Origin of the sequence: Cricetibacter osteomyelitidis (genome assembly GCF_004340985.1) — a bacterium.
GTDB classification, from domain to species: domain Bacteria; phylum Pseudomonadota; class Gammaproteobacteria; order Enterobacterales; family Pasteurellaceae; genus Cricetibacter; species Cricetibacter osteomyelitidis.
In genome coordinates this window covers 1-26,215 of record NZ_SLYB01000006.1, presented here as the reverse complement: position 1 = coordinate 26,215, position 26,215 = coordinate 1, and the positions used below count along the sequence as shown (strand labels likewise).

The following is a 26,215-nucleotide window of genomic DNA, read 5'->3' as shown; positions in this document are numbered from 1 at the left end:
TCTAAAAATAATTCAACATTTTTGTCCATTACACCAACAAAAAAGTGCGGTCAAATAGACCGCACTTTTAGTTGAATATGAGACTGTTAATTATGCTTTAGGGCCTGCTGCCACTAATGCTTTACCTTCTTCAGTACCGGTGTATTTTTCAAAGTTTTTCGCAAAACGACCTGCTAAGTCTTTCGCTTTTTCTTCCCATTGTGCTTTATCTGCATAAGTATCACGCGGGTCTAAGATTGCCGGATCTACGCCCGGTAAGGCTTTAGGAATAGCGAAATCAAAGATTGGTAATGAACCCATTTCCGCTTTATCGATTGAACCGTCTAAGATTGCGTCGATGATACCACGGGTATCTTTGATTGAAATACGTTTACCTGTACCGTTCCAACCGGTGTTTACTAAGTATGCTTCTGCACCGGATGCTTGCATACGTTTTACTAACACCTCGGCATATTGGGTTGGGTGTAAGCTTAAGAATGCCGCACCGAAACAAGCTGAGAATGTCGGAGTCGGTTCTGTGATACCACGTTCTGTACCTGCTAATTTCGCAGTGAAACCGGATAAGAAGTAGTATTTAGTTTGTTCCGGAGTCAATTTAGATACCGGTGGTAACACGCCGAAAGCATCTGCAGATAAGAAAATCACTTTAGTTGCATGACCGGCTTTAGATACCGGTTTCACAATGTTTTGAATGTGATAAATCGGGTAGGATACACGGGTATTTTCAGTTTTTGAACCGTCCGCATAATCAACATCACCGTTTGCCAATACAACTACGTTTTCTAATAATGCATCGCGTTTGATCGCACCGTAGATATCCGGTTCGTTTTCAGCAGATAAGTTGATGGTTTTTGCATAGCAACCACCTTCGTAGTTGAATACGCCTTCATCATCCCAACCGTGTTCATCGTCACCGATTAATTGACGTTTAGGGTCGGTTGAAAGCGTTGTTTTACCGGTACCGGATAAACCGAAGAATACCGCTACATCACCATCTTTGCCTACGTTAGCGGAACAGTGCATTGATGCGATGCCTTGAAGCGGGAGGAAGTAGTTCATCATTGAGAACATACCTTTTTTCATTTCGCCGCCGTACCAAGTACCACCGATTAATTGAACGCCTTCGGTCACATTGAATGCAACGAAGTTTTCAGAGTTCAAACCTTGTTCTTTCCAGTTCGGGTTAGTGGTTTTTGAACCGTTTAATACTACGAAATCCGGTTTGAAATTTTGTAATTCTGCTTCACTAGGACGAATAAACATGTTTTTCACAAAGTGAGCTTGCCATGCAACTTCAGTTACGATACGCACAGACAAACGAGTTGCTTCGTTTGCACCGCAGAATGCATCGACCACGAATAAACGTTTGCCGGAAAGCTCTTTGGTTACGATGCCTTTTAAGCTTTGCCAGGTTTCTTGACTCATCGGTTTATTGTCGTTTTTTACTTTATCGCTGGTCCACCAAACGGTATTTTCTGTTTTTTTGTCTAATACAATGTATTTATCTTTTGGTGAACGACCGGTAAAAATACCTGTATCTACCGCGATTGCACCTTGATTTGTTAATGTACCTTTTTCGTAACCTTCCAAGCCCGGTTTGGTTTCTTCTTTGAAAAGTAATTCATAGCTTGGATTATAGACGACCTCTTTTACATCATAGATACCAAGTTCGCCTAATTCTTTGATTACTACGTTTACGTCTGTCATACTACATACCTCATTGAAGTTAAAGTTTAAAGTTAATAGAAAGATGGGAAGTATTCTATAGAAAAATCTACCTAAAAAATGTTATCTAGATCACACTTTAAATATTTATGGATAATTTATTAAATATTTTGATAGATTTTGTGATTTACATCAAAGTTTTTTAGTTGAAATCCCAATTCAATGAAATTTATGTATAAAAAATCCCCAAAATTAACAGCGAGTTAAAGTGCGGTACGTTTTGGAGACATTTTCAAATATATTAGTGTAATTTGAGTGAAGGACGAATAAATCGGTTGATTCCTTTCACTAACAACATCAAGCCGGTTTTAAAACAACCGTGCAATGCAGTTTGGTGGGCACGATAGAGTGACAAATAAGCTAAACGAGCTAAACGGCCTTCGATTTTAATCGCCCCTTTTTTGCGTTTTTCCAATAATGAACCGAATGCGGTAAATTGGGACAATGAAACCAATGAACCTTTGTCATTAAAGACAAAATCTTTTAACGGTTTATTATCCAGCAACGCCGTGATATTTTTTGCACAAGTCACTGCCATTTGGTTCGCAGCTTGCCCGCGCGGCGGCACAGGTTTACCGTTGGCTTGCATTAAAAATGCACAGTCACCGATGGCAAAAATGCTGTCATCCACTGTAGTTTGCAAGGTCGGTTTAATTTCAATTTGATTGATGTGATTGGTGGCTAAACTATCAAATTGTTTGGTAATTTCAGATGTTTTCACACCGGCGGCCCACACCATTAAATCTGCTTTAATATCCTGCCCGTCTTTGGTGCGTAGACCTTTATCATAGGCTTCGGTGATCATAGTATGCGTTTTTACTTTTACACCTAAGCTTTCTAACTTGATTTTCACCCCTTCGGAAAGGGATTCCGGCAGTGCCGGCAATAGACGTTCGCCCGCTTCAATCAATGTGACCTGTAAATGACCGTCATCAATTGCTCCGTAACCGTAATGAGAAATATATTCCACAGCGTGATAGAGCTCGGCAGACAGTTCAACACCGGTTGCTCCACCGCCCACAATGGCGATATTTACTTTATCGTTTTCAACCAATTGTTGTTTAAATTCTTCTTCACCAATTTCATCTAATGCATGATTTTCCGTGAATTTTAAGAATAATTCCAACATCCGATTTTGGAAACGCAGGGCTTGAGTCGGGTTATCTAAGAAAATACAGTGCTTAGCCACGCCCGGTGTGCCGAAATCATTGGATTTACTGCCGATAGCAATCACCAAATAATCATAGGGAACACGGCGGGCAATGACTAACATATCACCATCTTTACCATATACAGGGGCTAATTCCACATATTTTTGCGTGCGATTTAACCCGGTAATTTCACCTTGGACAAAGCTGAAGTGATGATTGCGGGCATGGGAACGATAACTTAACGCATCGATACCTTCTTCTAAAACTCCGGTTGCCACTTCGTGCAACAACGGTTTCCATAAATGCGTGGCATTTTTATCCACTAATGTCACATTAGCACGTTTTTTCCGTCCTAATGTATTGCCTAGGTGTGTGGCAAGTTCTAATCCGCCCGCCCCACCGCCGACAACAACGATGTTTTTCATTTTACTTTTCCTTTACTATTTAATAACTTTATTTTAACAATTATAGAATTTTTTTAATATACTGTCTATTCTTGAAAGGAATAAGAAATAAGTTTATTAGCCATTTAAAAAGCAAACAAAGCAAAGTGCGGTGAATTCTAAAATTTTTTTAAAATCCACCGCACTTTATTTTTGTGATATCAAGTTTTCTTAAAAATATTAACTGAACTCAATACAGGTTAAGTAAAACTATTATTTTAAGGAATATCGTAACCCTGTGAGGCCACATACACTTTAAGCCTGACCTTTATTTAATGTGATTCGATTATGCTTTCGCTTTTGCTGCCGCTTTCACAATCACAGCGAACGCAGGGGCTTTTAATGAAGCTCCACCTACTAATGCACCGTCGATATCCGGTTGAGTGAACAATTCTGCAGCGTTCGCATCGTTCACAGAACCGCCGTATTGGATAATCACTTGGTCTGCAACCGCTTGGGATTTAGCTGCGATATGACCACGGATAAACGCGTGAACCGCTTGAGCTTGTGCCGGAGTGGCAGATTTGCCGGTACCGATTGCCCAGATTGGTTCGTATGCGATAACCGCACCGTTAAATGCTTCAACACCTAACGTATTGATTACCGCATCAATTTGACGTGCACAAACGTCTTCAGTTTTGCCGGCTTCGTTTTCGGCTTCGGATTCACCGATACATAATACCGGCACAAGACCCGCTTCTTTTAATACGCCGAATTTTCTTGCGATAAATTCATCGGATTCTTTGTGATATTGGCGACGTTCGGAGTGACCGATAATGATGTATTTCGCACCGAAATCTTTTAACATTTCGGTTGAAATATCACCGGTGAATGCACCTTGTTTATTTAAGTCAACGTTTTGTGCACCTAACGCGATTTGGCTGCCTGCTAATGCCGCTTCAGCTTCCGCTAAATACATCACCGGTGGTGCGATTGCTACATCACAACCTTCCACACCGGCTAATTCGGCTTTTAAGCCTTCGATTAATTCTTTAGTGAACGCTTTGCTACCGTTCAATTTCCAGTTACCCATAACTAAAGGACGACGTGCCATTTTGTTTCTCCTGTTAAAATTTTTGAAAAATAAACCGCACTTACTATACCAAAAAATGACCGTGAAAATTAGAGTTAAATCAAATTTTTTAGATTTTTGTGAATAAAGGATGATTATTGCGTCGCAAAAAGATACAATTTACTGTATAAATTGATTATAAATTAACTAAAAGCTATTGTTAGCCGGCATGAACCTATGAAAATTTTTAAAGCAGAACAATGGAATTTGGAGCTTCTTCTACCGCTATTTGAAGAATATCGTTTAGCCAACGGAATGAGCGAAAATCCCGATCGCGCTTTTGCTTTTCTCAGTAATCGTATTCGTTTTAGTGAAAGCATGATTTTTATTGCTACCGATGCCGATAATAGTGCGGTGGGATTTGTACAGCTTTATCCGCGACTGTCATCATTGCAGTTACAACGTTATTGGCAATTGACGGATATTTTTGTTAAAAACGTGAATAATTCAACGGAAATTTATACCGCATTGATTGAGAAAGCTAAAGAGTTTGTTTGTTTTACTCAGTCTAACCGTTTGGTGGTGGAGTATAAACGGCAAAATCGGGATATTTGGGAAGAGAAAGGTTTTAAATTAAATCCCAATAAACATATTTTTGAATTAAGTTTATGATCATATAACTGTTATCTTTAGGAAGGTGCTATGAAATTCATTAAAAAATTATCCGTTGTTTTTGCGGCGGCAATGTTATTAAATGCTTGTGCGGATTCCGCTTCCATTAATCAGGAAGCCGCAGTAAGTTATCGTCAGGCAATTAATAAAGTACAGGCACAAGGTGCATTGGATACTACATCCAATACGGCAAAACGAGTGAAAAAAGTGTTTAATCAAATGGTACCTTATGCCAATAAAGCCAATCACACCGGTGTGAAATTCAATTGGGAGATTAACGTGATTAAATCCAAAGAATTGAATGCTTGGGCGATGCCGGGCGGTAAAATGGTTTTTTATACCGGTTTGGTGAATAAATTAAAATTAAGTGATAATGAAATCGCTGTGGTTATGGGACATGAAATGGCTCATGCGTTATTGGAACACGGGAAAGCTCAACGTAACGTAGGTATATTGACAAATATCGGCGTTGCATTAGGTCAGGTGGGGTTGGCTGCGGTCGGAGTTAATGACGGCGGTTTACTTGGCACGACGGCAAGTTTGGCAGTGACCAATCCGTATTCCCGCAGTCATGAAACTCAGGCTGACGAGATCGGTTTAATGCTGATGGCAGAATCCGGTTATGATCCGTCCGTTGCACCGAATATGTGGAAAAAAATGACCGCAGTTTCCGGTGATATATCCGGTGCTGCAACCTTATTTTCCACTCACCCAAACAACGCTGATCGCCAAGCAAATTTGCAACGTTTATTACCGGAAGCGATGAAGGTATATCAAGCGAGTAAAAAGAATTAAAATTTAGTTGAATAGCATTAGTGAATTGTTCTTTAAAGTCTTTAATATTGTAGAAAAAAGATAAATAAAAAGGTGAACAAAATGTCCACCTTATGAGATATTAAACGATATCCAATAATTCCACTTCAAACACTAATGTGCTGAATGGGGGAATTGAAGCACCTGCACCGCGTTCGCCGTAAGCAAGATTATGTGGAATGGTTAAACGCCATTTTGAACCCACAGGCATTAATTGCAATGCTTCAACCCAGCCTGCAATAACGCCGGTGACCGGAAATTCTGCCGGTTGACCGCGCGTTACAGAACTGTCGAATACCGTACCATCGGTAAGGGAACCCGTGTAGTGAACACGAACAGTGTCAGTGCGAATCGGCACTTTGCCTTCGCCTTGCACTAGCACTTCATATTGCAAACCGGAATCAGTCACGATAATGCCGTCTTTTGCTTTGTTTGCTTCTAAGTAGGCTTTGCCGTCTTCTTCAATTTGTTTAAATTGTGCCATTGCCGTTTCTTGTGCTTCTTGTTGAAGTTGTTGTAAAGATTTGGTCACTTCGTTTAAATCCAATGCCGGCGCATTTTGATTAATTACATCATAGATCCCTTTTGCTACCGCTTCTACACGTACATCTAAGTGACTTTCTAATAATTGTTGACCGATTTGCAAACCGATACCGTAGCTGCCTTTAGCTGAAACATCGTCTAAAGAAACTTGTTCAAAGAATTGTTTTGTCATTGTTTTTCCTATTATTTTTGAGTTGCTAAAAGCCCTCCCACTTTCACCGGCACATCAACCGCAAGCTCTGCATTTAATGTCACCGCATTGTGCGGGAATAAATTAATTACTGTAGAGCCTAATAAAAACGCCCCCATTTCTTGTCCTTTGGCAAGTTTCACTGCCGCATCGCCTTCATAAGTCCAGGTTTTCACTTCGGTTCCCCGCGGCGGATTAATCACGCCCGCCCAAGCGGTACGGATACTTGCCGTAATGGTGGCTCCCACTAAAATTTGTACCATCGGGCCGAATGCCGTATCAAACAGGCAAATCACCCGTTCATTGCGGGCCAATAAATTTGGTACGTTGGTATTTAAGAATGGATTGACGGAAAATAAATCGCCCGGTACGTAAATCATTTTACGCAATGTGCCGTCGCACGGCATATGTACGCGATGATAATCTCTCGGTGATAAGTATGTGGTGGCGAACGTCCCATTTCTAAAGGTGTTCACCAATTCGTTATCTTCCGCCAGAAGATCGTTCAAGCTGTAAAAATGACCTTTGGCTTGCAATAATAAGTTATCGTCAAGTTCACCGCATTGGCTGATGCGTCCGTCTGCCGGCAGACCAAGTGCGGTAGGATTTTCGTCAAATTTGCGGGCATCTTGTTTTAATTCGCGGATAAAAAATTCGTTAAAGCTGGCGTATTGATTGAAGTCCGGTCTTTCCGCTTCACTCATATCCACGTTATATTTTTTAGCGAACATTTTAATCATAAAATGTGTCACGGAACCCCATTTGCGGTTTGCAAACCAACCGGCGAGCCGGGTGAGATAAAGTTGTGGCATCACATATTGAAAAGCGATTTTAATACGTTGCCAATAAGATAAACTGTGTTTCATTCTTTTTCCTAGATGTTGAAAGAAAGTGGATTATAGCAAGTTTTATACTAACATTTCTATTTATTCGCCAAAATTACTGCTCTTTTCGGTGCGGGATGACCTTCAATGGTTTTGCTGTGATCTTGCGGATCTAAAAAATCGATCAGACTTTCATTGTCCAGCCACTCGGTTTTACGTTGCTCTTGCAATGATGTGATTTCTACATCCACACAACGTACATTGCGGAAACCGCATTTTTCCAACCAATTAATCAATGCCGGCACGGACGGAATAAAATATACGTTTTTCATTTTGGCATAGCGGTCGGCAGGCACTAACACATCGTTCACGTTACCGTCGATCACTAAGGTTTCCAGCACTAATTCGCCGCCTTTCACCAACTGATTTTTCAACTGAGTTAAATGATCCAACGGCGATTTACGATGATACAACACGCCCATTGAAAACACCGTATCAAAGGCTTCCAACGGCTGCATGGCTTCAATGCCGAGCGGAATTAAATTTGCCCGACGATCATTGCCTAATAATTTCCGCACCGCTTCAAACTGGCATAAGAATAGTTCGGTCGGATCAATACCTACCACGGTTTTAGCACCACAGCCCACCATTCGCCACATATGATAACCGCTACCGCAGCCCACATCTAAAATGGTACGGCCTTTTAAATCCGCCAAATGGGGCAGCACACGATCCCATTTGAAATCTGAACGCCATTCGCAATCAATATGTACGCCGTGCAGATGATAAGGCCCTTTACGCCACGGCATTAACTGTTTGAGATGATACACAATGCGTTGGCGTTCGCCGTTGCTAAGCGGTGAAATTCCTTCAGATTTAACCGCACTTTTTAAATTCAGCTCGGCAATTTCTAAGTACGGTAGAAAATCCACGATTTTTGCCCATTTGGCATAATCGCCGTGAGTTTGCTTTTCCCATTGCTTTAATTGCAAAGGCAGTGTTTCCAACCAGTGAGACAATTCACCGGTGGCAATTTGTTGATAAAAAGGACGAAAATCAATCATAAATAAACCTATTCATAAAATTCCGCTCTATTATGCCTATAAACCGCTTGGAATCAAGCAGTTGTTTACTTTTTATGACGTGATCCGCTATGATGTGACAAGTTTTTATATTGAAGCAAGGAAATAAACAAATGAATCAACGGCTTTTATTCGGATTATCTTGGCAACAATATTTAGTTTTATTATTTTCCTTATTAGGAACGGGGTTATTTGTCAGTGGTATCGTGACCTTTATTGCGGCTAACTGGGATTATCTGTCCAGGTTCCAAAAAATTTATGCCGCTCAGGGCTTATTTGTGCTGATTACGGTGGTTTCATTGTTTTTCTATTGGCGGGAAGTGCGGCAGAGCGTGTCTCATTTCAAAAGTAAATCGGGACTGTTTATTTCCGCTGTATTAATCGGCGTACTCTTTGCGCTTATCGGGCAAATCTACCAAACCGGTGCCGATCCTTGGCAGTTATTTGCCTTATGGTCATTACTGCAACTGCCGTTATTGCTGGTATTACCTAATGCAGCAAACGGACTGCTATGGATTGTCACGGCAAATACCGTTTTATCTTTATATTTGCATAAAGAACTCAATGCGTTATCCAGCGATACCTTGGCGTTATCGGCGTTATTTAATATATTGCTGCTTTGTTTAGTGGAATGGAAAATTCATCTTTTCCAAGATAAATGGCGGGTGTTGCCGAAATTATTGGTGATATTGTTTGCGTTCTTTGCCTTTTTTGCCGCAACCTTTGCCTCAGACCATGATGTATTTGATGTGGAAAACGGTGCAATGTCGTTAGGCTATTTTTTCAACGCACTCTGTGCCGTGCTGTTGTTTTTTATGTATTGGAAAAAACGGCCGGATATTGGATTGATGGTTATTGTCTATATTTACGGCATTATCACCATTGACGGTTGGATTATCAATAATGCACTCTCATCAATGTATGCAGATTCCTACAGTGTGTTTTTAGTCGTGGCGATATTTACCTTTGTTGCTGCCATTATCGGCGGCGAATGGCTGAAAAAATGGTTTGTGAAAAATCATCCTGACAGTAAATTGTCCTTCTCCATTTATGGACTTGCCTTTATTCTGGCAACTTTAGCCATTGGATTTTTTCTCGTTTTTCTTTCTATCTCAGCGGGTAGCGAAACACCGGTTTTAGTGGTTTCCTTGATCTTTTTAGCCGCAGGCAGTGTTCGTTATTTCAGCAGTTCAAACCGTCATTATATGGATGAAATGCTGATTTTATTCGGCCTGTTGCTGGCAGTCACCTATGCTTTTATTCAACAGGAATTTTACCGTAATAGCGGTTATTTCTTGGCACTGACGGGGCTTAGCGTGCTGTGTTATGTTTTATTTGTCGTACATTGGTTACGAGTGGTATGTGTCAGTTTGGCGTTATTTTCACTTTTTTATTATTTAGAGCACCTTTATTTTGATTTTTCATTTTGGGATGGCGAAAGCGGGCTATCCATCAATGGGATTTTAATTACCAATTATCTGCGTGATGCAGTTTATGTAGCCACCTTTGCTTTAGCGGTTTATTGTTACAGAAAACCGGAAAGTGCGGTGAAATTCAGCACTGTTTTATGGGGGGCGGTGATTTATCAATTGATTAGTGTTACCCGTACATTCGTCTATATGTGCGAGTATGCGTTATACATCGGTAACGGAGAAACGAAAACGGTAGATTCTTTTACCGCACTTTTTAATGTGTTGACCAACAATGTATTCATGGAAAGAGAGTGGAATGTATCATTTGTGATCGTAGTATCACTCATGTTTATCCCAACGGTTGTTTATCTGTTTATAAGTAGTAAACTCAAATATCGTTGGTTATTTTTAATTCCGATAGCGTTATTCAGTGCGGTGTTTATTGCATCAGGCTATATTATTACTTTATTCGGCTTATTATTGATTGCGTATGCACTGTACAGCCGTATGCTGTTTGCAGTTATTACGATTTATATGCTTTTTGCATTAGCGCTGTATTACTACTGGTTGGGTATTCCGCTGTTGTATAAATCCTTGTTATTGCTTGTGATGTCCGTATTCTTTTTATTGACGCTGACCGTGTATAAATTATTGGAAAGAAAGAATGAAAATTCTACGATAAAATCCACCGCACTTTTTACTACTCCAAGCTGGAATAGCGTGACAATTGCGGTGTTAGCCACAGTATTCGCCGCTTTGGGTATTGCCAATTATGCCGTAGTGGATAATGAAAATGTGTTAAATAACGGCAAACCGATTATCTTAAAACTGGCACCCGTGGATCCCCGTTCATTAATGCAGGGTGATTATATGGAATTGAATTATGATATGCTGATGACGGCAGAGCGTTTGCACAACGGCCACATTCCGACTTCTGTTGTTGTAGGCATTGATGCCACACTGAATGATGAATCTCAAGCAGGACAAGAGAGAGAAATCGCCAAAGAATTAGAACGGCAAGAACAGGAAGCAGAAAATACACTGAAAAATATATTCCCGGAATACGGTACAAAGGAACAGGCTGCCGATGAATATTATTTGTTACTAAAAGCCGATGAAAACGGTGTGAACGAGCTGTGCCGGATGACTTACCACAAACCACAGGATTTTAACGGCTGTACGGAAGACATCTATCTAGTAGCAAAATACCGCGATTACCGTATGCATATTCCGGGGCAGCAATATTTCTTTGCAGAAGGCAAAGCCGATTATTACAGCAAAGCCCAATATGGCGAATATCGCTTTAAAGACGGTAAAGCCTTGTTATTGCGGTTGTTGGATGAACAATTAAAACCGTTGTAATCAAAAAATTCAGCATTACAACAAAAAAATCGCAAACGTTTGCTTATAAAGTGCGGTATAATTCCGCGAAATTTTAATAATTAAAGGTGAACCCAAATGACACAACTCAGCTTAAAAAAAATTTATTCCGGTAAAGTGCGTGATTTGTATGAAATCGATGACAAACGTATGCTAATGGTGGCAACGGATCGTTTGTCCGCATTTGATGTGATTTTAGATGATCCTATTCCGCGTAAAGGCGAAATTCTTACTCAAATTTCAAACTTTTGGTTCAATAAATTGGCACACATTATGCCGAACCATTTTACCGGTGAAACAGTGTTTGATGTGTTGCCGCAAGCGGAGGCCGAGGCGGTGAAAAATCGTGCGGTGGTGTGCAAACGCTTAACTCCGATTAAAATTGAATCTATTGTTCGCGGTTATCTTACCGGCAGCGGTTTAAAAGATTACAATAAAACCGGCACAATCTGCGGTTTGCAATTACCGGCAGGCTTAGTGGAAGCAAGCAAATTGCCAGAACCGATTTTCACTCCGTCCAGCAAAGCGGAAGTGGGCGATCACGATATCAATATCAGCTACGCAGAATGTGAACGATTGATCGGTAAAGAATTAGCGGCACAAGTGAAAGAAAAAGCTACCACACTTTATACCGCAGCGGCAGAATATGCACTGACCAAAGGCATTATTATCTGTGATACAAAATTTGAATTCGGTTTAGATGAAAACGGCACATTAACCTTAATGGATGAAGTATTAACTCCGGATTCCAGCCGTTTCTGGTCTGTGGATACCTATCAAGAAGGCATCAATCCGCCGTCATTTGACAAACAATTCGTTCGCGACTGGCTAGAAAACAGCGGTTGGAACAAACAGCCCCCGGCACCGAAAGTGCCAGCCAATGTCATTGAGAAAACCGTGGCAAAATATCAAGAAGCCTTGGACTTATTGACGAAATAACAAAAATCCCGGCTCATTGAACCGGGATTTTTTATCGAATAATAATCAATCAGATAATTAGATATTTTTCTCAATAAACGCGGCTAATTGGTTTTTCGGTAACGCACCCACTTGCGTAGCCACTAATTTACCTTCTTTGAAAAGTAATAATGTCGGGATGCTACGCACACCGAATTGTGCCGGAGTTTGTTGGTTTTCGTCGATATTAATTTTTGCTATTTTTACTTTGCCGTCTAATTCTACGGATAAATCATCTAAAATTGGTGCTACCATACGGCACGGACCACACCAAGGTGCCCATAAATCTACTAATACAGGTGTGTCTGCGTGTAATACATCTTTTTCAAATGTTGCATCAGTGATATGTAATACTTCACTCATTCTTTTTTCCTTTGTTTTACTGTTTGTACAAAATATAGTGTTGTTAAGATAATGTTATCTCGGCTTAATTTCAAGCGGTAATCATAAAACATTTCGTTATATATCATCACTAAAAAATTAATTATTTGATTTTAATATTTATTTTTATCTAATAGCTACGGACTATCATTGCAATTAAACGGAGAACGGATATTTAATCGCTTCGTGGCATTGATAGCCCACTACATTAAAATCATCCATCGTGACCCAGGTTTCTAAATCTTCCAAGGTTTTAATATCCGGATTGATTTCCAGTGTTGGTGACGGAAACGGTTCGCGTTTTAATTGCACATCACGCATTAATTCCAACTGATCTTCATAAATATGGGCATTTACAATTTTATGATAGGCTTTGCCCGGTTTATGACCGGTGATTTGAGCCATTAAGGCTAAAAATGTAAATACTTGCACTTGGTTGAAGTTTAACCCTAAAGGCACATCGCAAGAACGTTGATAGCTGGTTAGATATAAAGTATTGCCCACTAAAGAGAATGTGTGCGTGTGCATGCAAGGACGCAAACAGCCTAAATCAAATTCGCCCGGATTATAGAATGTTAAAATTTCGCCGCGATCATCGACGCTGCGTTTGAGATCATCCACGATTTTGCGTAATTGATCGAGCGTTTCGCCGTTCGGTTTACGCCAAGAACGACCCTGCACACCATATACACGCCCCATATCATCCGTACCTTTGCGGTGCGGGTTCGCAAGCCAGGCTGCGTTTTCGTTGGCATTAGCATCCCACGTTTTGGCACCGAGTTTGCGGAAATCGGCGGCATTATCATAGCCGCGGATATAACCTAAAAATTCTGCGATGGCCGCTTTCCAGAAACTTTTACGGGTGGTAATAAGCGGAAATTCGTTATTTGCGACATCATATTCCAAATCCGCGTTAATCAGAGTTAAACAGCGTTTTCCTGTGCGTTCATTCGCCACCCAAGTACCTTTTTCAATAATATTTTGGCAAAGATTGAGATATTGTTTCATAAAAATTCCTTATTTTTGTACCGCACTTTTCTTTTTATTGTATGCCCATAGCATAATCAGCACACCGCCGATAATCATTGGTAAACAAAGTATTTGACCGCGGGTAATCAGATCTGTTGCGGTGTTTACACCTGGATCTATTTCCCGCACATATTCCACTAAGAAACGGAATACACCGTAACCGATTAAGAACAAGCCGGAAACCGCTCCTAACGGACGGGATTTGCGGATAAACCAGTTTAAAATCAACAATAATACAAAACCCTCTAAAAAGGCTTCATAAAGCTGTGATGGGTGGCGGGGTTCCGGACCTGCGTGGGGAAAAACCATTGCCCAAGGCACATCGTAAGTTACACGCCCCCAGAGTTCGCCGTTGATAAAATTACCGATTCGTCCCATACCTAAACCAAATGGCACAAGGGGAGCGATAAAATCAGCGGTTTGCCAGAAATTGCGTTTTTGGCGGTATGATGTCCAAATCATTGCCACAATCACACCGATTAAGCCGCCGTGGAAAGACATTCCCCCTTCCCAGATGCGGAATAAATAGAGCGGGTCTTGCAGGAATTTATCGATATTATAGAAAAATACATCGCCAATACGCCCACCTAAAATTACACCGGCAAAGCAGTTAAAGAGAAGCTGATCAAACTGCTCGTTATTCCAGGCTCCGTTGGATTTTTTTATGCGACGGGAACCCAGCCAATAAGCGAATCCAAAGCCGAGCAAATACATCACGCCGTACCAATGCAGGCTGATAGGTCCGATACTGAAAACCACAGGATCGATATTAGGGAATTGCAAAAAATTTTCGTTCATTATTTTCCTTGTTTTATAAAAACTTTCTCCCGCACGAAAGAAAGTCTAACTATATTTATTTAAAAAACATATTGAATGCTACAAAAAGTAAAAATACCGCAAAGGCTTTTTTCAACACCGGCACAGGTAGTTTTGTTGTGAGTGTCGCACCAACTTTAGATGTAAAAAATGATGTCAGAGTAATTCCCACCACTGCGGGTAAATACACATAACCGAGAGAATATGGCGGCATTTCGGCTACATTCCAACCGCTAACAATAAAACTTAAGCAACCGGCAATACCGAGTAATGCACCGCAAAATGCGGATGAACCGATGGCTTTTCGTATTTCAATCCCGCGGCTGTTTAAAAACGGCACGATAAAACCGCCGCCGCCGATACCTGCCGCACTGGATGCCATACCGATTAACACACCACCTACCGCAGACGCAGTGGGGGTAAGTGTTTTACCGCTTGGTTTGGTTTTGATGGAAATAATCATTTTCAATGCCAAATACACCACCAAACAAGCAAATACTTTACTCATAATATAGTGGGGCAAACGGCTGATAAATTGACCTGAAATAAAGGTTGAAAGCATAATCACAGGCGCCAGAATTTTGACTGCCGACCACACAATATTGCCTAAACGGTGGTGTTGTTGGGCAGATGAGAATCCCGTAATAACAATAGTAGCAAAAGAACTACCAAGTGCGGTGGACATCAGCAAAGTTTCAGGAACACCGATTTGCGGCAGTAAATAGACCAAAACAGGAACAATCACCAAACCGCCGCCAATGCCGAATAACCCGGCCAAAATGCCGACGACGGAACCGACTAACAGGCAGGTTAGAAAAAAAATCAGCATAAAGTAAGTTATCCTTATTTTTTATAATATCCACGTTTTTTGTGGGATTTACGGAATGTATTGTTCGGTTTTTTTGCATCCGAAAATTTTTCTTTTTTTATTTCCGTTTTCTTGTTTTCTTTTTTATTGACCGGAATGAATGTTTTTTCGGCATTAAATAATAACAGGCTAAATTCTTTTAATGCTTTGCGATACACATCCCGCTTAAAAGAAATCACTTGCCGCACAGGATACCAAAAACTCACCCAACGCCAACCGTCAAACTCCGGCGTTTTGGAACGCTGCATATTGATATTTCGTTCGTCAGAAACAAGCTGCAATAAAAACCAACGTTGCTTTTGCCCGATACACATGGGTTTTGAATCATAACGTAACAAACGTTTTGGCAATTTGTATTTAAGCCACTGTTTGGAAGAATATAAGATACGCACATCTTCCGGCTCTAAACCGACTTCCTCATATAACTCACGATACATTGCCTGCTCGGGAGATTCGTGCTCATTGATCCCCCCTTGTGGAAACTGCCACGAGTTTTGTCCATATCTTTTCGCCCAGAGTACCTGTCCGCTACGGTTACAAATCACGATACCCACATTCGGACGGTAGCCATCGCAATCGATCACTATCGCTCACCTTAAATTTTTTAAAATTTTTATATAATAACTGGCTATTGTTCCATAATACGCGGGTTTTAACAATCGATTATGCATAATTTATTGCGTAAATAAAGAATATTCATTGATATTATTTTTAGCAGTAGTTATTTTCATTTTGAAAGATTGAGGTGGTTGAGATTAAAATGAAAATAAACTTCATTTCTGTTTTGTTATCTTAGGTGTTTTAATTAAAAATAATGTAATTATGTGATCTGTATCAGATTTTCTATATATTTAAGTATATTTTTATTTGACACTGCCATGATCTTCTGAGATCATCGCGTCGGGCGGACACTTTATTTTAAAGTAAGTTCAATCTAATTAATCTAATAATTAATATATTTAATCATCTAGGGATTAAACTATGAAAAAGACATTAATAGCATTAGCGGTTGCGGCAATGGCAGCAACAAGTTCGGCAAACGCACTTATAACAGTGTATGAACAAGAAGGAACTAAAGTAGAATTAGGCGGTTCTGTTCGTATGTTCTTAGGCCGTGTTGGCGATGATCAACGCGGAGATTTAAAAAATGACGGTTCACGTCTTATCTTTAGAGCTTCACATGATTTAGGTAATGGTTTCTCTGCGTTTGGCGGTTATCAACTTCGTTTTGAATCAGAATCAGCTAAAACAGCACAACATGGTTCTAAGAGTGGTTGGGGTGATCCGACAACGCGTGAATTGTACTTAGGTTTCAAACATCAGGATGTTGGTGCCTTAAGCTTTGGTCGTCAATTGACTAATGCGGATGATTTCTTACAAGATTCAGCATATTACACCAGTGCTGCGTTAAGTCCGTTAACAACCCGCAGTGATAAATCCGTAAAATTCCGTTCGGCAGAATGGAACGGTTTTAGCTTCGGTTTAGATTATTTATTTGGTGATCCGGATAAAAGTTATGGCAAAGTTCCTAGAAGAAATTATAAAAATGGTTTTGGTGCGGTAGCATTCTATAATCTTGATATTGATGATATGCAATCATTCAATGCGGCATTACTTTATACCGAAGACCATCGGGAAGGTTATGGCAGTGATACCGGAGCCAAAAAATCTGATTGGGGGGCTCATTTAGGTTATGTATACGGACCGTTCGATATTGCTGTAAGTTATGTAAAATCAACAGAAGAATTCCGCAATTCTTTAGCTTCTTGGGCTGATAATGGAGATTTAAAACGTAATTATATCCTTTTAGATGCGGGATATCGTGTTGTACCTGAGTCACGTTTATATGTTCAATGGGAACGTCTTGATACTAAATATGATTCTGCCCGCACATTCAACGAAGTTACAAACCAATATACAGCAGGTATCGATTATAAATTACATAAAAATGTAGTTCCTTATATCGAATATGCTCACCAACGTACTAAAGATGCAGTAGGTGAAATTGAAAAAGACAATGTCTTCGGTGTTGGCTTACGTGTACATTTCTAATTTCAGTTAGATTATACATAAAATAAAAAACCCGGCCTTTAGTCGGGTTTTTTATATGTTGTGATTTAATTTTAAGCAAAAATAATGTAATTATGTGATCTGTATCAGATTTTCTATATATTTAAGTATATTTTTATTTGACACTGCCATGATCTTCTGAGATTATCGCGTCGGGCGGACACTTTATTTTAAAGTAAGTTCAATCTGATTAATCTAATAATTAATATATTTAATCATTTAGGGATTAAACTATGAAAAAGACATTAATAGCATTAGCGATTGCGGCAATGGCAGCAACAAGTTCGGCAAACGCACTTATAACAGTGTATGAACAAGAAGGAACTAAAGTAGAATTAGGCGGTTCTGTTCGTATGTTCTTAGGTCGTGTTGGCGATGATCAACGCGGAGATTTAAAAAATGACGGTTCACGTCTTATCTTTAGAGCTTCACATGATTTAGGTAACGGTTTCTCTGCGTTTGGCGGTTATCAACTTCGTTTTGAAGAAACATCAGCTAAAACAGCACAACATGGTTCTGATAGTAGTTGGGGTGATCCGACAACGCGTGAATTGTACTTAGGTTTCAAACATCAGGATGTTGGTGCCTTAAGCTTTGGTCGTCAATTGACTAATGCGGATGATTTCTTACAAGATTCAGCATATTATAACAGTGCTGCGTTAAGTCCGTTAACAACCCGCAGTGATAAATCCGTGAAATTCCGTTCGGCAGAATGGAACGGTTTTAGCTTTGGTTTAGATTATTTATTTGGTGATCCGGATAAAAGTTATGACAGGGGGCGTGACAATTATAAAAATGGTTTCGGTGCAGTAGCATTCTATAATCTTGATATTGATGACATGCAATCATTCAATGCAGCATTACTTTATACCGAAGACCGTTATGAAGGTTATGGCAGTGATACCGGATCCAAAAAATCAGATTGGGGTGCTCATTTAGGTTATGTATACGGACCATTCGATATTGCTGTAAGTTATGTAAGATCAACAGTAGAATTCGGTAATTCTTTAGCTTCTTGGGCTGATGGGGATGAAAAGCATAATTATATCCTTTTAGATGCAGGATATCGTGTAGTACCTGAGTCACGTTTATATGTTCAATGGGAACGTCTTGATACTAAATTTGATTCTTGGGATATAACCGAAATTAAAAACCAATATACAGCAGGTATTGATTATAAATTACATAAAAATGTAGTTCCTTATATCGAATATGCTCACCAACGTACTATTAATGAGAGAAGAACAGGTAAAACTGAAAAAGACAATATCTTCGGTGTTGGCTTACGTGTACATTTCTAATTTCAGTTAGATTACACATAAAATATAAAACCCGGCCTTTAGTCGGGTTTTTTATATGTTGTGATTTAATTTTAAGCAAAATATAGTGTGATTATGTGATCTGTATCAGATTTTCTATATATTTAAGTATATTTTTATTTGACACTGTCATAATCTTCTGAGATTATCACGTCGGGCGGACACTTTATTTTAAAGTAAGTTCAATCTAATAATTAATATATTTAATCACCTAGGGATTAAACTATGAAAAAGACATTAGTAGCATTAGCGGTTGCGGCAATGGCAGCGACAAGTTCTGCAAACGCGCTTATAACAGTGTATGAACAAGAAGGAACTAAAGTAGAATTAGGTGGTTCTCTTCGTATGTTCTTAGGCCGTGTTGGCGATGATCAACGCGGAGATTTAAAAAATGACGGTTCACGTCTTATTTTTAGAGCTTCACATGATTTAGGTAACGGTTTCTCTGCGTTTGGCGGTTATCAACTTCGTTTTGAAGCAGAATCAGCTAAACCAGCACAACGTGGTTCTGATAGTGGTTGGGGTGATCCGACAACACGTGAATTGTACTTAGGTTTCAAACATCAGGATGTTGGTGCCTTAAGTTTTGGTCGTCAATTGACTAATGCGGATGATTTCTTACAAGATGCGGCATATTATACTAGTGCTTCGTTAAGTCCGTTAACAACCCGCAGTGATAAATCCGTGAAATTCCGTTCGGCAGAATGGAACGGTTTTAGTTTCGGTTTGGATTATTTATTTGGTGATGCAGATAAAAGTTATAATAAGGCGGCTTATGGAAATTATAAAAATGGTTTCGGTGCAGTAGCATTCTATAATCTTGATATTGATGACATGCAATCATTCAATGCGGCATTACTTTATACCGAAGACCATAAGGAAGGTTATGGCAGTGATACCGGAGCCAAAAAATCGGATTGGGGTGCTCATTTAGGTTATGTATACGGACCGTTCGATATTGCTGTAAGTTATGTAAGATCAGCAGAAGAATTTGGTAATTCTTTAGCCGCTTATTCAGTTTTTAGGGATAAAAAACATAATTATATCCTTTTAGATGCAGGATATCGTGTGGTACCTGAATCACGTTTATATGTTCAATGGGAACGTCTTGATACTAAATATGATTATTTACCTTATACAAGCAAAATTACAAACCAATATACAGCAGGTATCGATTATAAATTACATAAAAATGTAGTGCCTTATATTGAATATGCTCACCAACGTACTAAATATGCAATAATAGGTGAAATTGAAAAAGACAATGTCTTCGGTGTTGGCTTACGTGTACATTTCTAATTTCAGTTAGATTACACATAAAATATAAAACCCGGCCTTTAGTCGGGTTTTTTTATATGTTGTGATTTAATTTTAAGCAAAATATAGTGTGATTATGTGATCTGTATCAGATTTTCTACATGTTTAAGTATATTTTTATTTGACACTGTCATAATCTTTTGAGATTATCACGTCGGGTGGACACTTTATTTTAAAGTAAGTTCAATCTAATTTATCTAATAATTAATATATTTAATCACCAGAGGGATTAAACTATGAAAAAGACATTAGTAGCATTAGCGGTTGCAGCAATGGCAGCAACAAGTTCTGCAAACGCACTTATAACAGTGTATGAACAAGAAGGAACTAAAGTAGAATTAGGTGGTTCTGTTCGTATGTTCTTAGGTCGTGTTGGCGATGATCAACGCGGAGATTTAAAAAATGACGGTTCACGTCTTATTTTTAGAGCTTCACATGATTTAGGTAACGGTTTCTCTGCGTTTGGCGGTTATCAACTTCGTTTTGAAGCAGAATCAGCTAAAACAGCACAACAAGGTTCTAAGAGTGGTTGGGGTGATCCGACAACGCGTGAATTGTACTTAGGTTTCAAACATCAGGATGTTGGTGCCTTAAGCTTTGGTCGTCAATTGACTAATGCGGATGATTTCTTACAAGATTCAGCATATTATAACAGTGCTGCATTAAGTCCGTTAACAACCCGCAGTGATAAATCCGTGAAATTCCGTTCGGCAGAATGGAACGGTTTTAGCTTCGGTTTGGATTATTTATTTGGTGATGCAGATAAAAGTTATAATAAGGTGACTTCTGGAGATTATAAAAATGGTTTCGGCGCAGTAGCATTCTATAATCTTGATATTGATGATATGCAATCATTCAATGCGGCATTACTTTATACCGAAGACCGTCGGGAAGGTCATGGCAGTGACACAGGATCTAAAAAATCAGATTGGGGTGCTCATTTAGGTTATGTATACGGACCATTCGATATTGCTGTAAGTTATGTAAGATCAGCAGAAGAATTCGGTAATTCTTTAGCCGCTTATTCAGTTGTTAGGGATAAAAAACATAATTATATCCTTTTAGATGCGGGATATCGTGTAGTACCTGAGTCACGTTTATATGTTCAATGGGAACGTCTTGATACTAAATATGATTCTTTAGCTTATACAACTGAAATTATAAACCAATATACAGCAGGTATCGATTATAAATTACATAAAAATGTAGTGCCTTATATCGAATATGCTCATCAACGTACTAAAGATGCACTAATAGGTGAAACTGAAAAAGACAATGTCTTCGGTGTTGGCTTACGTGTACATTTCTAATTTCAGTTAGATTATATATAAAACCCGGCCTTTGGTCGGGTTTTTTTATGTGTTTTGAGTTGACTTAATTATTTATCTAAATTATTATTTGTATATCTGATGTGTATTTCAGGATAAAGGATAAAGGATAAAGGATAAAGGATAAAGGATAAAGGATAAAGGATAAAGGATAAAGGATAAAGGATAAAGGATAAAGGATAAAGGATAAAGGATAAAGGATAAAGGATAAAGGATAAAGGATAAAGGATAAAGGATAAAGGATAAAGGATAAAGGATAAAGGATAAAGGATAAAGGATAAAGGATAAATAATGAGAAGCGCACCAATCAATTTAAGAGCACTGCCAAGTCAACGCGATCTTATCGATCAAGCTGCGGCATTGTTAGGAAAAACCCGTTCTGATTTTATGTTGGAAGTGGCTTGTAAGGAAGCACAAAATGTGATTTTAGATCGCACGGTTTTTTCTGTGAGTGAAGAACAATACAATCAATTTTTACAAATTTTAGAAGAGCCTGCTCAGTATAATCCGGGTTTAGAGCGGTTATTTGCGAAAAAAGCACCTTGGGAACAAGAATAATGCCGGAATTTAATCTTTGTTTATTATCGGATATTCACTATATTGCCGATTTTGATTGTACAGAACTGAGCTTGAATTCTTGGTTAAAGAATCAGGCATTGAAAAATCAAAAAAGCAAAGCAAGCCGTACTTTTGTTATATGTGATGAACATAATAGAGCGCTGGGTTATTATGCTCTTGCTTCCGGTTCGGTAAGCCACGAAATCGCAACAAGTAATATTCGCCGTAATATGCCGAACCCTATTCCCGTTATTGTGTTGGCTCGATTAGCGGTTGACTATTCTATGCAGGGGCGACATATGGGCGTTGGTTTACTAAAAGATGCAATTATACGGGCTGGAAATGTAAGTGAACATATCGGCGCCAGAGCATTATTGGTTCACGCATTAAATGAGCGGGCAAAACAATTTTATTTATACTATGGATTCCGGTCATCTCCGATTGATCCTATGATATTGCTACTAAAACTATAATCAATGAACACCTACTTTAATCTCAACATTCCAACTCAACCGCAAGATCATAAAATTCTTGCCAACGTAATCAACGGATCGGAATCTTTAGCTTTAGCGGAAATTGCAAATCAAAACAAAGGTTTGACCGTGATTGTCACCAACGACACCCGAAGTGCGGTGCGTTTGGAAAAAATTTTATCAGAACGGACCGCACTTCCGGTGAGTTTTTTTCCCGATTGGGAAACTTTACCTTATGATAATTTTTCACCGCATCAAGATATTATATCCGCTCGTTTGAGTGCCTTGTATTATGTGCAAAACACCAAACAGGGCATATTGATTTTACCGATTACCACCTTAATGCAACGCCTGTGTCCGCCGTCATTTTTGGCAAATAATGTGCTGCTGATAAAAAAAGGTGATATGCTGCGTATCGAAAAAATGCGACTGCAACTGGAAAATGCCGGTTATCGGGCGGTGGAACAAGTATTAGAACACGGCGAATATGCCGTGCGGGGAGCGTTATTGGATCTGTTTCCTATGGGAAGTGCGGTGCCTTTTCGCTTAGATTTTTTTGATGATGAAATTGATTCTATCCGCACTTTTGATGTGGACAGCCAACGCAGTCTTGATGAAATTCCACAAATCAATTTATTGCCCGCCAATGAATTTCCCACAGATGAAAAAGGCATTGAATTTTTCCGCAGTCGATTCCGTGATACCTTTGGCGAAATCCGCCGCGATCCGGAACATATTTATCAACAAGTAAGCAAAGGCACGCTGGTCGCCGGGATTGAATATTGGCAGCCGCTGTTTTTTGAACAAATGGCTACCTTGTTTGATTATCTGCCGGAAAAAAGTTTAATTATTGATTTTGAACATAATAACGAACAGGCGGAACGTTTTTACAGCGATGCGGAAAGCCGTTTTGAAAGTCGCAAAGTGGATCCTATGCGGCCTTTACTGGCTCCGTCGCAACTATGGCTAAAAATCGACGAAATCAACCGCACTTTAAAAAATTATCCCCGTATCACCTTAAAAACGGAAAAAGTCCGCACATCGGCACGGCAGCAAAATCTAACGGTGGAATCCTTACCGGAATTGATGATTCAGGCACAGCAAAAAGAACCGTTGCATTTGTTACGTCAATTTATAGAACATTTTGACGGACAGATTATTTTTTCCGTAGAAAGCGAAGGGCGGCGGGAAACCTTACTGGATTTGTTAAAGCCGTTAAAATTAAAACCGCAGCAAATCAGTAGTTTATCAATGCCGACGGCACAAAAAACCGGGTTGCTTATCAGTGGGCTAGACCATGGTTTTATCATACAGGGCGAAGGGCGGAAATTGGCAATTATTTGCGAAACGGAGCTGCTTGGTGAACGGGTGCAACAACGCAGCCGGGATAAACGCAAATCCGTTAATCCGGATACTCTGATTCGTAATTTAGCGGAATTAAAAATCGGTCAGGCTGTGGTGCATTTAGAGCATGGCGTAGGGCGTTACGGCGGCTTAGTGACCATTGAAAACGGTGGGATTACTGCTGAATATTTGCTGCTTGGCTATGCCAACGATGCCAAACTCTATGTGCCGGTATCATCTCTGCATTTAATTAGCCGTTATGTGGGCGGTGCGGATGAAACCGCACCATTGCACAAATTAGGCAGTGAGGCGTGGGTGCGTTCCCGCCAAAAAGCGGCAGAAAAAATCCGCGATGTGGCGGCGGAATTATTGGATATTTATGCTCAACGGGAAGTGAAAAAAGGCTTTGCTTTCCAATATGATCGCGATGAAATGCAAAAATTCGCCGCCACTTTCCCTTTTGAGGAAACATTCGATCAGGAAATGGCGATTAATGCGGTGATTGCCGATATGTGCCAAGCCAAAGCAATGGATCGCTTGGTGTGCGGCGATGTGGGCTTTGGCAAAACGGAAGTCGCAATGCGGGCGGCATTTTTAGCGGTGATGAATAACAAACAGGTAGCGGTATTGGTGCCGACTACCTTATTGGCTCAACAGCATTATGAAAATTTTAAAGATCGTTTCGCTAATTTGCCGGTAAGTGTGGAAGTGTTGTCCCGTTTTAAAACGAGCAAAGAACAAAAGCAAATTTTGCAGGATCTCACGGACGGCAAAGCGGATATTGTGATCGGTACGCACAAGCTGATTCAATCCGATGTGCAATTTAATGATTTAGGTCTGCTGATTATTGATGAGGAACACCGTTTCGGCGTGCGGCAAAAAGAGAAAATCAAACAGCTGCGAGCCAATGTAGATATTTTGACGCTGACGGCAACGCCGATTCCGAGAACATTGAATATGGCGATGAACGGCATTCGGGATTTATCCATTATTTCTACGCCGCCGGCTCGTCGTTTGACCATTAAAACTTTCGTGCGGCAAGCGGATGATGTGATTATCCGTGAAGCCATTCTGCGGGAAATTCTGCGGGGCGGGCAGGTTTATTATCTGCATAACGATGTGGCGAGTATTGAAAATTGTGCGGAAAAACTTACCGCACTTGTGCCGGAAGCCCGCGTGACTATCGGTCACGGTCAAATGCGGGAGCGGGAATTAGAGCGAGTGATGTCGGATTTTTATCATCAGCGTTTTAATGTGCTGGTCTGTTCCACCATTATCGAAACCGGTATCGACGTGCCGACGGCAAACACCATTATTATCGAACGGGCGGATCATTTCGGTTTGGCCCAACTGCATCAATTACGCGGCCGAGTGGGGCGTTCCCATCATCAGGCTTATGCTTATTTGCTGACTCCGCACCCGAAAGCCATGACCAAAGATGCGGTAAAACGCTTGGAAGCCTTGGAAAGTTTGGATAATCTAGGTGCCGGTTTTGTGCTTGCCACACATGATTTGGAAATTCGCGGAGCCGGTGAATTGCTCGGTTCGGAACAAAGCGGACAAATCGAAAGCATCGGTTTTTCTCTTTATATGGATTTATTGGAAAGTGCGGTAGAGGCGTTGAAAGAAGGGCGTGAGCCAAGTTTGGAAGAACTCACGCAAAACCATCAATTGGAAATTGATCTGCGAATCCCTGCGTTATTACCGGAAGATTATCTCGGCGATGTGAATATGCGGTTATCTTTCTACAAACGTATTGCAGGTAGTGACAATAAACAAGCCTTGGATGAATTGAAAGTCGAGCTGATTGATCGTTTCGGCAGCTTACCGGAAGCGGCAAACAATTTATTGAAAATTGCCGAACTCCGCTTAATTGCCAAACCGCTTAAAGTGTTACGTATCGACTCCACCGCTCAAGGTGGTTTTATAGAATTTGCCCCGAATACGGATGTGGATCCGGTGAAATTTATTCAGCTTATCCGCAGCGAACCGCAAATCTACAAATTCGACGGACCGACAAAATTCCGCTTTAATAAAACCTTTACCAGCTACAAAGAGCGGTTGGAATTTGTGGAGAATTTGGTGATAGAACTAACGTAAAAAGCGTAAACCGTCTATGTGATACATAGACGGGCAGACTACTGACAAACCCACTTTTTCAAAGCAATTTGATAAAAGAGGGTTTATTTTTTAGTTTTTTCACCTTTCTCTTGATATTCCCTTTCAGATAACCACACAAGCAGTCATTTTCCCTGATTTTTTTGCAAATACTCTAGACGTACATAATTTGAGCCATAAACAGTATAAAAAAGCCCATACCACCAGGGCGATTTTCTTGATATTTTGTGCCACGGCTGCAAGGAAGCATTGCATTTGAACTTTAGATAGTCCTCTATAACGGGCATAACGGTGACCGTGATGTTGTTTTGCATCGGCAAAACTGCGTTCTACTGTTTCCGCTCGGCGTTTGTAAAGTTTTTTGCCTTGCTCCGATACTCTCACTGCGTT

The 26,215-nt window shown here is 40.0% G+C and carries 23 protein-coding genes; 11 read left to right on the top strand and 12 right to left on the bottom strand.

The genetic code is table 11. The features are described 5' to 3' along the window. Positions 1–90: 90 nt before the first annotated feature. The 3 genes from pckA to tpiA all read right to left on the bottom strand — a co-directional run bounded on the left by pckA (position 91) and on the right by tpiA (position 4,373). A complete protein-coding gene (pckA, locus tag EDC44_RS04055) occupies positions 91–1,707 on the bottom strand; it encodes a phosphoenolpyruvate carboxykinase (ATP) (protein WP_131975660.1) in 1,617 nt (538 codons plus the stop codon). Positions 1,708–1,966: 259 nt separating this feature from the next. After that, entirely contained in the window at positions 1,967–3,301 is a 1,335-nt protein-coding gene (locus EDC44_RS04050; RefSeq protein ID WP_131975658.1) for an NAD(P)/FAD-dependent oxidoreductase, read from the bottom strand. Positions 3,302–3,605: 304 nt separating this feature from the next. After that, positions 3,606–4,373, bottom strand: a complete 768-nt coding sequence (gene tpiA / locus EDC44_RS04045) for a triose-phosphate isomerase (protein ID WP_131975656.1) — start codon at positions 4,371–4,373, stop codon at positions 3,606–3,608. A 195-nt stretch (positions 4,374–4,568) separates the two neighbouring features. On the opposite strand from tpiA, the gene EDC44_RS04040 reads away from it, so the two are divergent. Both EDC44_RS04040 and EDC44_RS04035 read left to right on the top strand, forming a co-directional pair. Then, positions 4,569–5,003, top strand: coding sequence for a GNAT family N-acetyltransferase (locus EDC44_RS04040; RefSeq protein ID WP_131975655.1), 435 nt, complete (start codon positions 4,569–4,571; stop codon positions 5,001–5,003). Between the two features lie 30 nt (positions 5,004–5,033). Further along, the gene (locus EDC44_RS04035) at positions 5,034–5,798 is read left to right on the top strand and encodes a M48 family metallopeptidase (RefSeq protein WP_131975653.1); all 765 of its coding nucleotides are present in this window, start codon (positions 5,034–5,036) and stop codon (positions 5,796–5,798) included. Between the two features lie 100 nt (positions 5,799–5,898). Here the strand turns inward: EDC44_RS04035 and bamJ are convergent, their stop codons facing one another. The 3 genes from bamJ to cmoB are packed head-to-tail and all read right to left on the bottom strand — an operon-like array spanning position 5,899 to position 8,437. Further along, entirely contained in the window at positions 5,899–6,531 is a 633-nt protein-coding gene (gene bamJ, locus EDC44_RS04030; RefSeq protein WP_131975651.1) for a BamJ family beta-barrel-assembly machinery protein, read from the bottom strand. Between the two features lie 11 nt (positions 6,532–6,542). Then, on the bottom strand, positions 6,543–7,415 hold the full coding sequence (gene asd / locus EDC44_RS04025) for an archaetidylserine decarboxylase (RefSeq protein WP_131975649.1): 873 nt from the start codon (positions 7,413–7,415) through the stop codon (positions 6,543–6,545). Between the two features lie 56 nt (positions 7,416–7,471). After that, positions 7,472–8,437, bottom strand: coding sequence for a tRNA 5-methoxyuridine(34)/uridine 5-oxyacetic acid(34) synthase CmoB (cmoB, locus tag EDC44_RS04020; protein WP_131975647.1), 966 nt, complete (start codon positions 8,435–8,437; stop codon positions 7,472–7,474). A 131-nt stretch (positions 8,438–8,568) separates the two neighbouring features. Between cmoB and EDC44_RS04015 the strand changes: the two genes are divergently transcribed. Next, a complete protein-coding gene (locus tag EDC44_RS04015; protein ID WP_131975645.1) occupies positions 8,569–11,229 on the top strand; it encodes a GDYXXLXY domain-containing protein in 2,661 nt (886 codons plus the stop codon). A 96-nt stretch (positions 11,230–11,325) separates the two neighbouring features. Continuing rightward, positions 11,326–12,186 carry a phosphoribosylaminoimidazolesuccinocarboxamide synthase gene (locus tag EDC44_RS04010; RefSeq protein ID WP_131975643.1) on the top strand — a complete coding sequence of 287 codons (861 nt, stop codon included), beginning with the start codon at positions 11,326–11,328 and terminating at the stop codon, positions 12,184–12,186. A gap of 57 nt (positions 12,187–12,243) precedes the next feature. On the opposite strand, the gene trxA is transcribed toward EDC44_RS04010, so the two are convergent. The 5 genes from trxA to rppH all read right to left on the bottom strand — a co-directional run bounded on the left by trxA (position 12,244) and on the right by rppH (position 15,882). Further along, entirely contained in the window at positions 12,244–12,603 is a 360-nt protein-coding gene (gene trxA / locus EDC44_RS04005; protein ID WP_341538949.1) for a thioredoxin, read from the bottom strand. A 138-nt stretch (positions 12,604–12,741) separates the two neighbouring features. Beyond that, positions 12,742–13,593, bottom strand: coding sequence for a thymidylate synthase (locus EDC44_RS04000; protein WP_131975639.1), 852 nt, complete (start codon positions 13,591–13,593; stop codon positions 12,742–12,744). Between the two features lie 9 nt (positions 13,594–13,602). Then, on the bottom strand, positions 13,603–14,412 hold the full coding sequence (gene lgt, locus EDC44_RS03995) for a prolipoprotein diacylglyceryl transferase (RefSeq protein WP_131975637.1): 810 nt from the start codon (positions 14,410–14,412) through the stop codon (positions 13,603–13,605). Between the two features lie 55 nt (positions 14,413–14,467). Continuing rightward, entirely contained in the window at positions 14,468–15,259 is a 792-nt protein-coding gene (locus EDC44_RS03990) for a sulfite exporter TauE/SafE family protein (protein ID WP_131975635.1), read from the bottom strand. Between the two features lie 14 nt (positions 15,260–15,273). Continuing rightward, positions 15,274–15,882, bottom strand: coding sequence for an RNA pyrophosphohydrolase (rppH, locus tag EDC44_RS03985; protein ID WP_131975633.1), 609 nt, complete (start codon positions 15,880–15,882; stop codon positions 15,274–15,276). A gap of 397 nt (positions 15,883–16,279) precedes the next feature. Here rppH and EDC44_RS03980 point away from each other — a divergent pair, with 397 nt between their 5' ends. The 7 genes from EDC44_RS03980 (at position 16,280) to mfd (ending at position 25,807) form a co-directional block, all read left to right on the top strand. Continuing rightward, positions 16,280–17,350, top strand: coding sequence for a porin (locus EDC44_RS03980; RefSeq protein WP_131975631.1), 1,071 nt, complete (start codon positions 16,280–16,282; stop codon positions 17,348–17,350). 251 nt (positions 17,351–17,601) lie between these two features. After that, the gene (locus EDC44_RS03975; RefSeq protein WP_131975629.1) at positions 17,602–18,669 is read left to right on the top strand and encodes a porin; all 1,068 of its coding nucleotides are present in this window, start codon (positions 17,602–17,604) and stop codon (positions 18,667–18,669) included. A gap of 243 nt (positions 18,670–18,912) precedes the next feature. Further along, positions 18,913–19,986 (top strand): porin, encoded by a 1,074-nt coding sequence (locus EDC44_RS03970; RefSeq protein WP_131975627.1) that lies wholly within the window; start codon positions 18,913–18,915, stop codon positions 19,984–19,986. A 254-nt stretch (positions 19,987–20,240) separates the two neighbouring features. Then, positions 20,241–21,314 carry a porin gene (locus EDC44_RS03965; protein WP_131975625.1) on the top strand — a complete coding sequence of 358 codons (1,074 nt, stop codon included), beginning with the start codon at positions 20,241–20,243 and terminating at the stop codon, positions 21,312–21,314. 309 nt (positions 21,315–21,623) lie between these two features. Further along, a complete protein-coding gene (locus EDC44_RS03955) occupies positions 21,624–21,890 on the top strand; it encodes a type II toxin-antitoxin system TacA family antitoxin (RefSeq protein ID WP_131975621.1) in 267 nt (88 codons plus the stop codon). Continuing rightward, entirely contained in the window at positions 21,890–22,363 is a 474-nt protein-coding gene (locus EDC44_RS03950) for a GNAT family N-acetyltransferase (RefSeq protein WP_131975619.1), read from the top strand. The genes EDC44_RS03955 and EDC44_RS03950 overlap by 1 nt, the downstream gene beginning before the upstream one ends. 3 nt (positions 22,364–22,366) lie before the next feature. Then, a complete protein-coding gene (gene mfd, locus EDC44_RS03945; RefSeq protein ID WP_131975617.1) occupies positions 22,367–25,807 on the top strand; it encodes a transcription-repair coupling factor in 3,441 nt (1,146 codons plus the stop codon). A gap of 123 nt (positions 25,808–25,930) precedes the next feature. Here mfd and EDC44_RS03940 read toward each other — a convergent pair. Beyond that, on the bottom strand, positions 25,931–26,215 hold a 285-nt coding region (locus EDC44_RS03940; RefSeq protein ID WP_207896705.1), incomplete at its 5' end, for a transposase.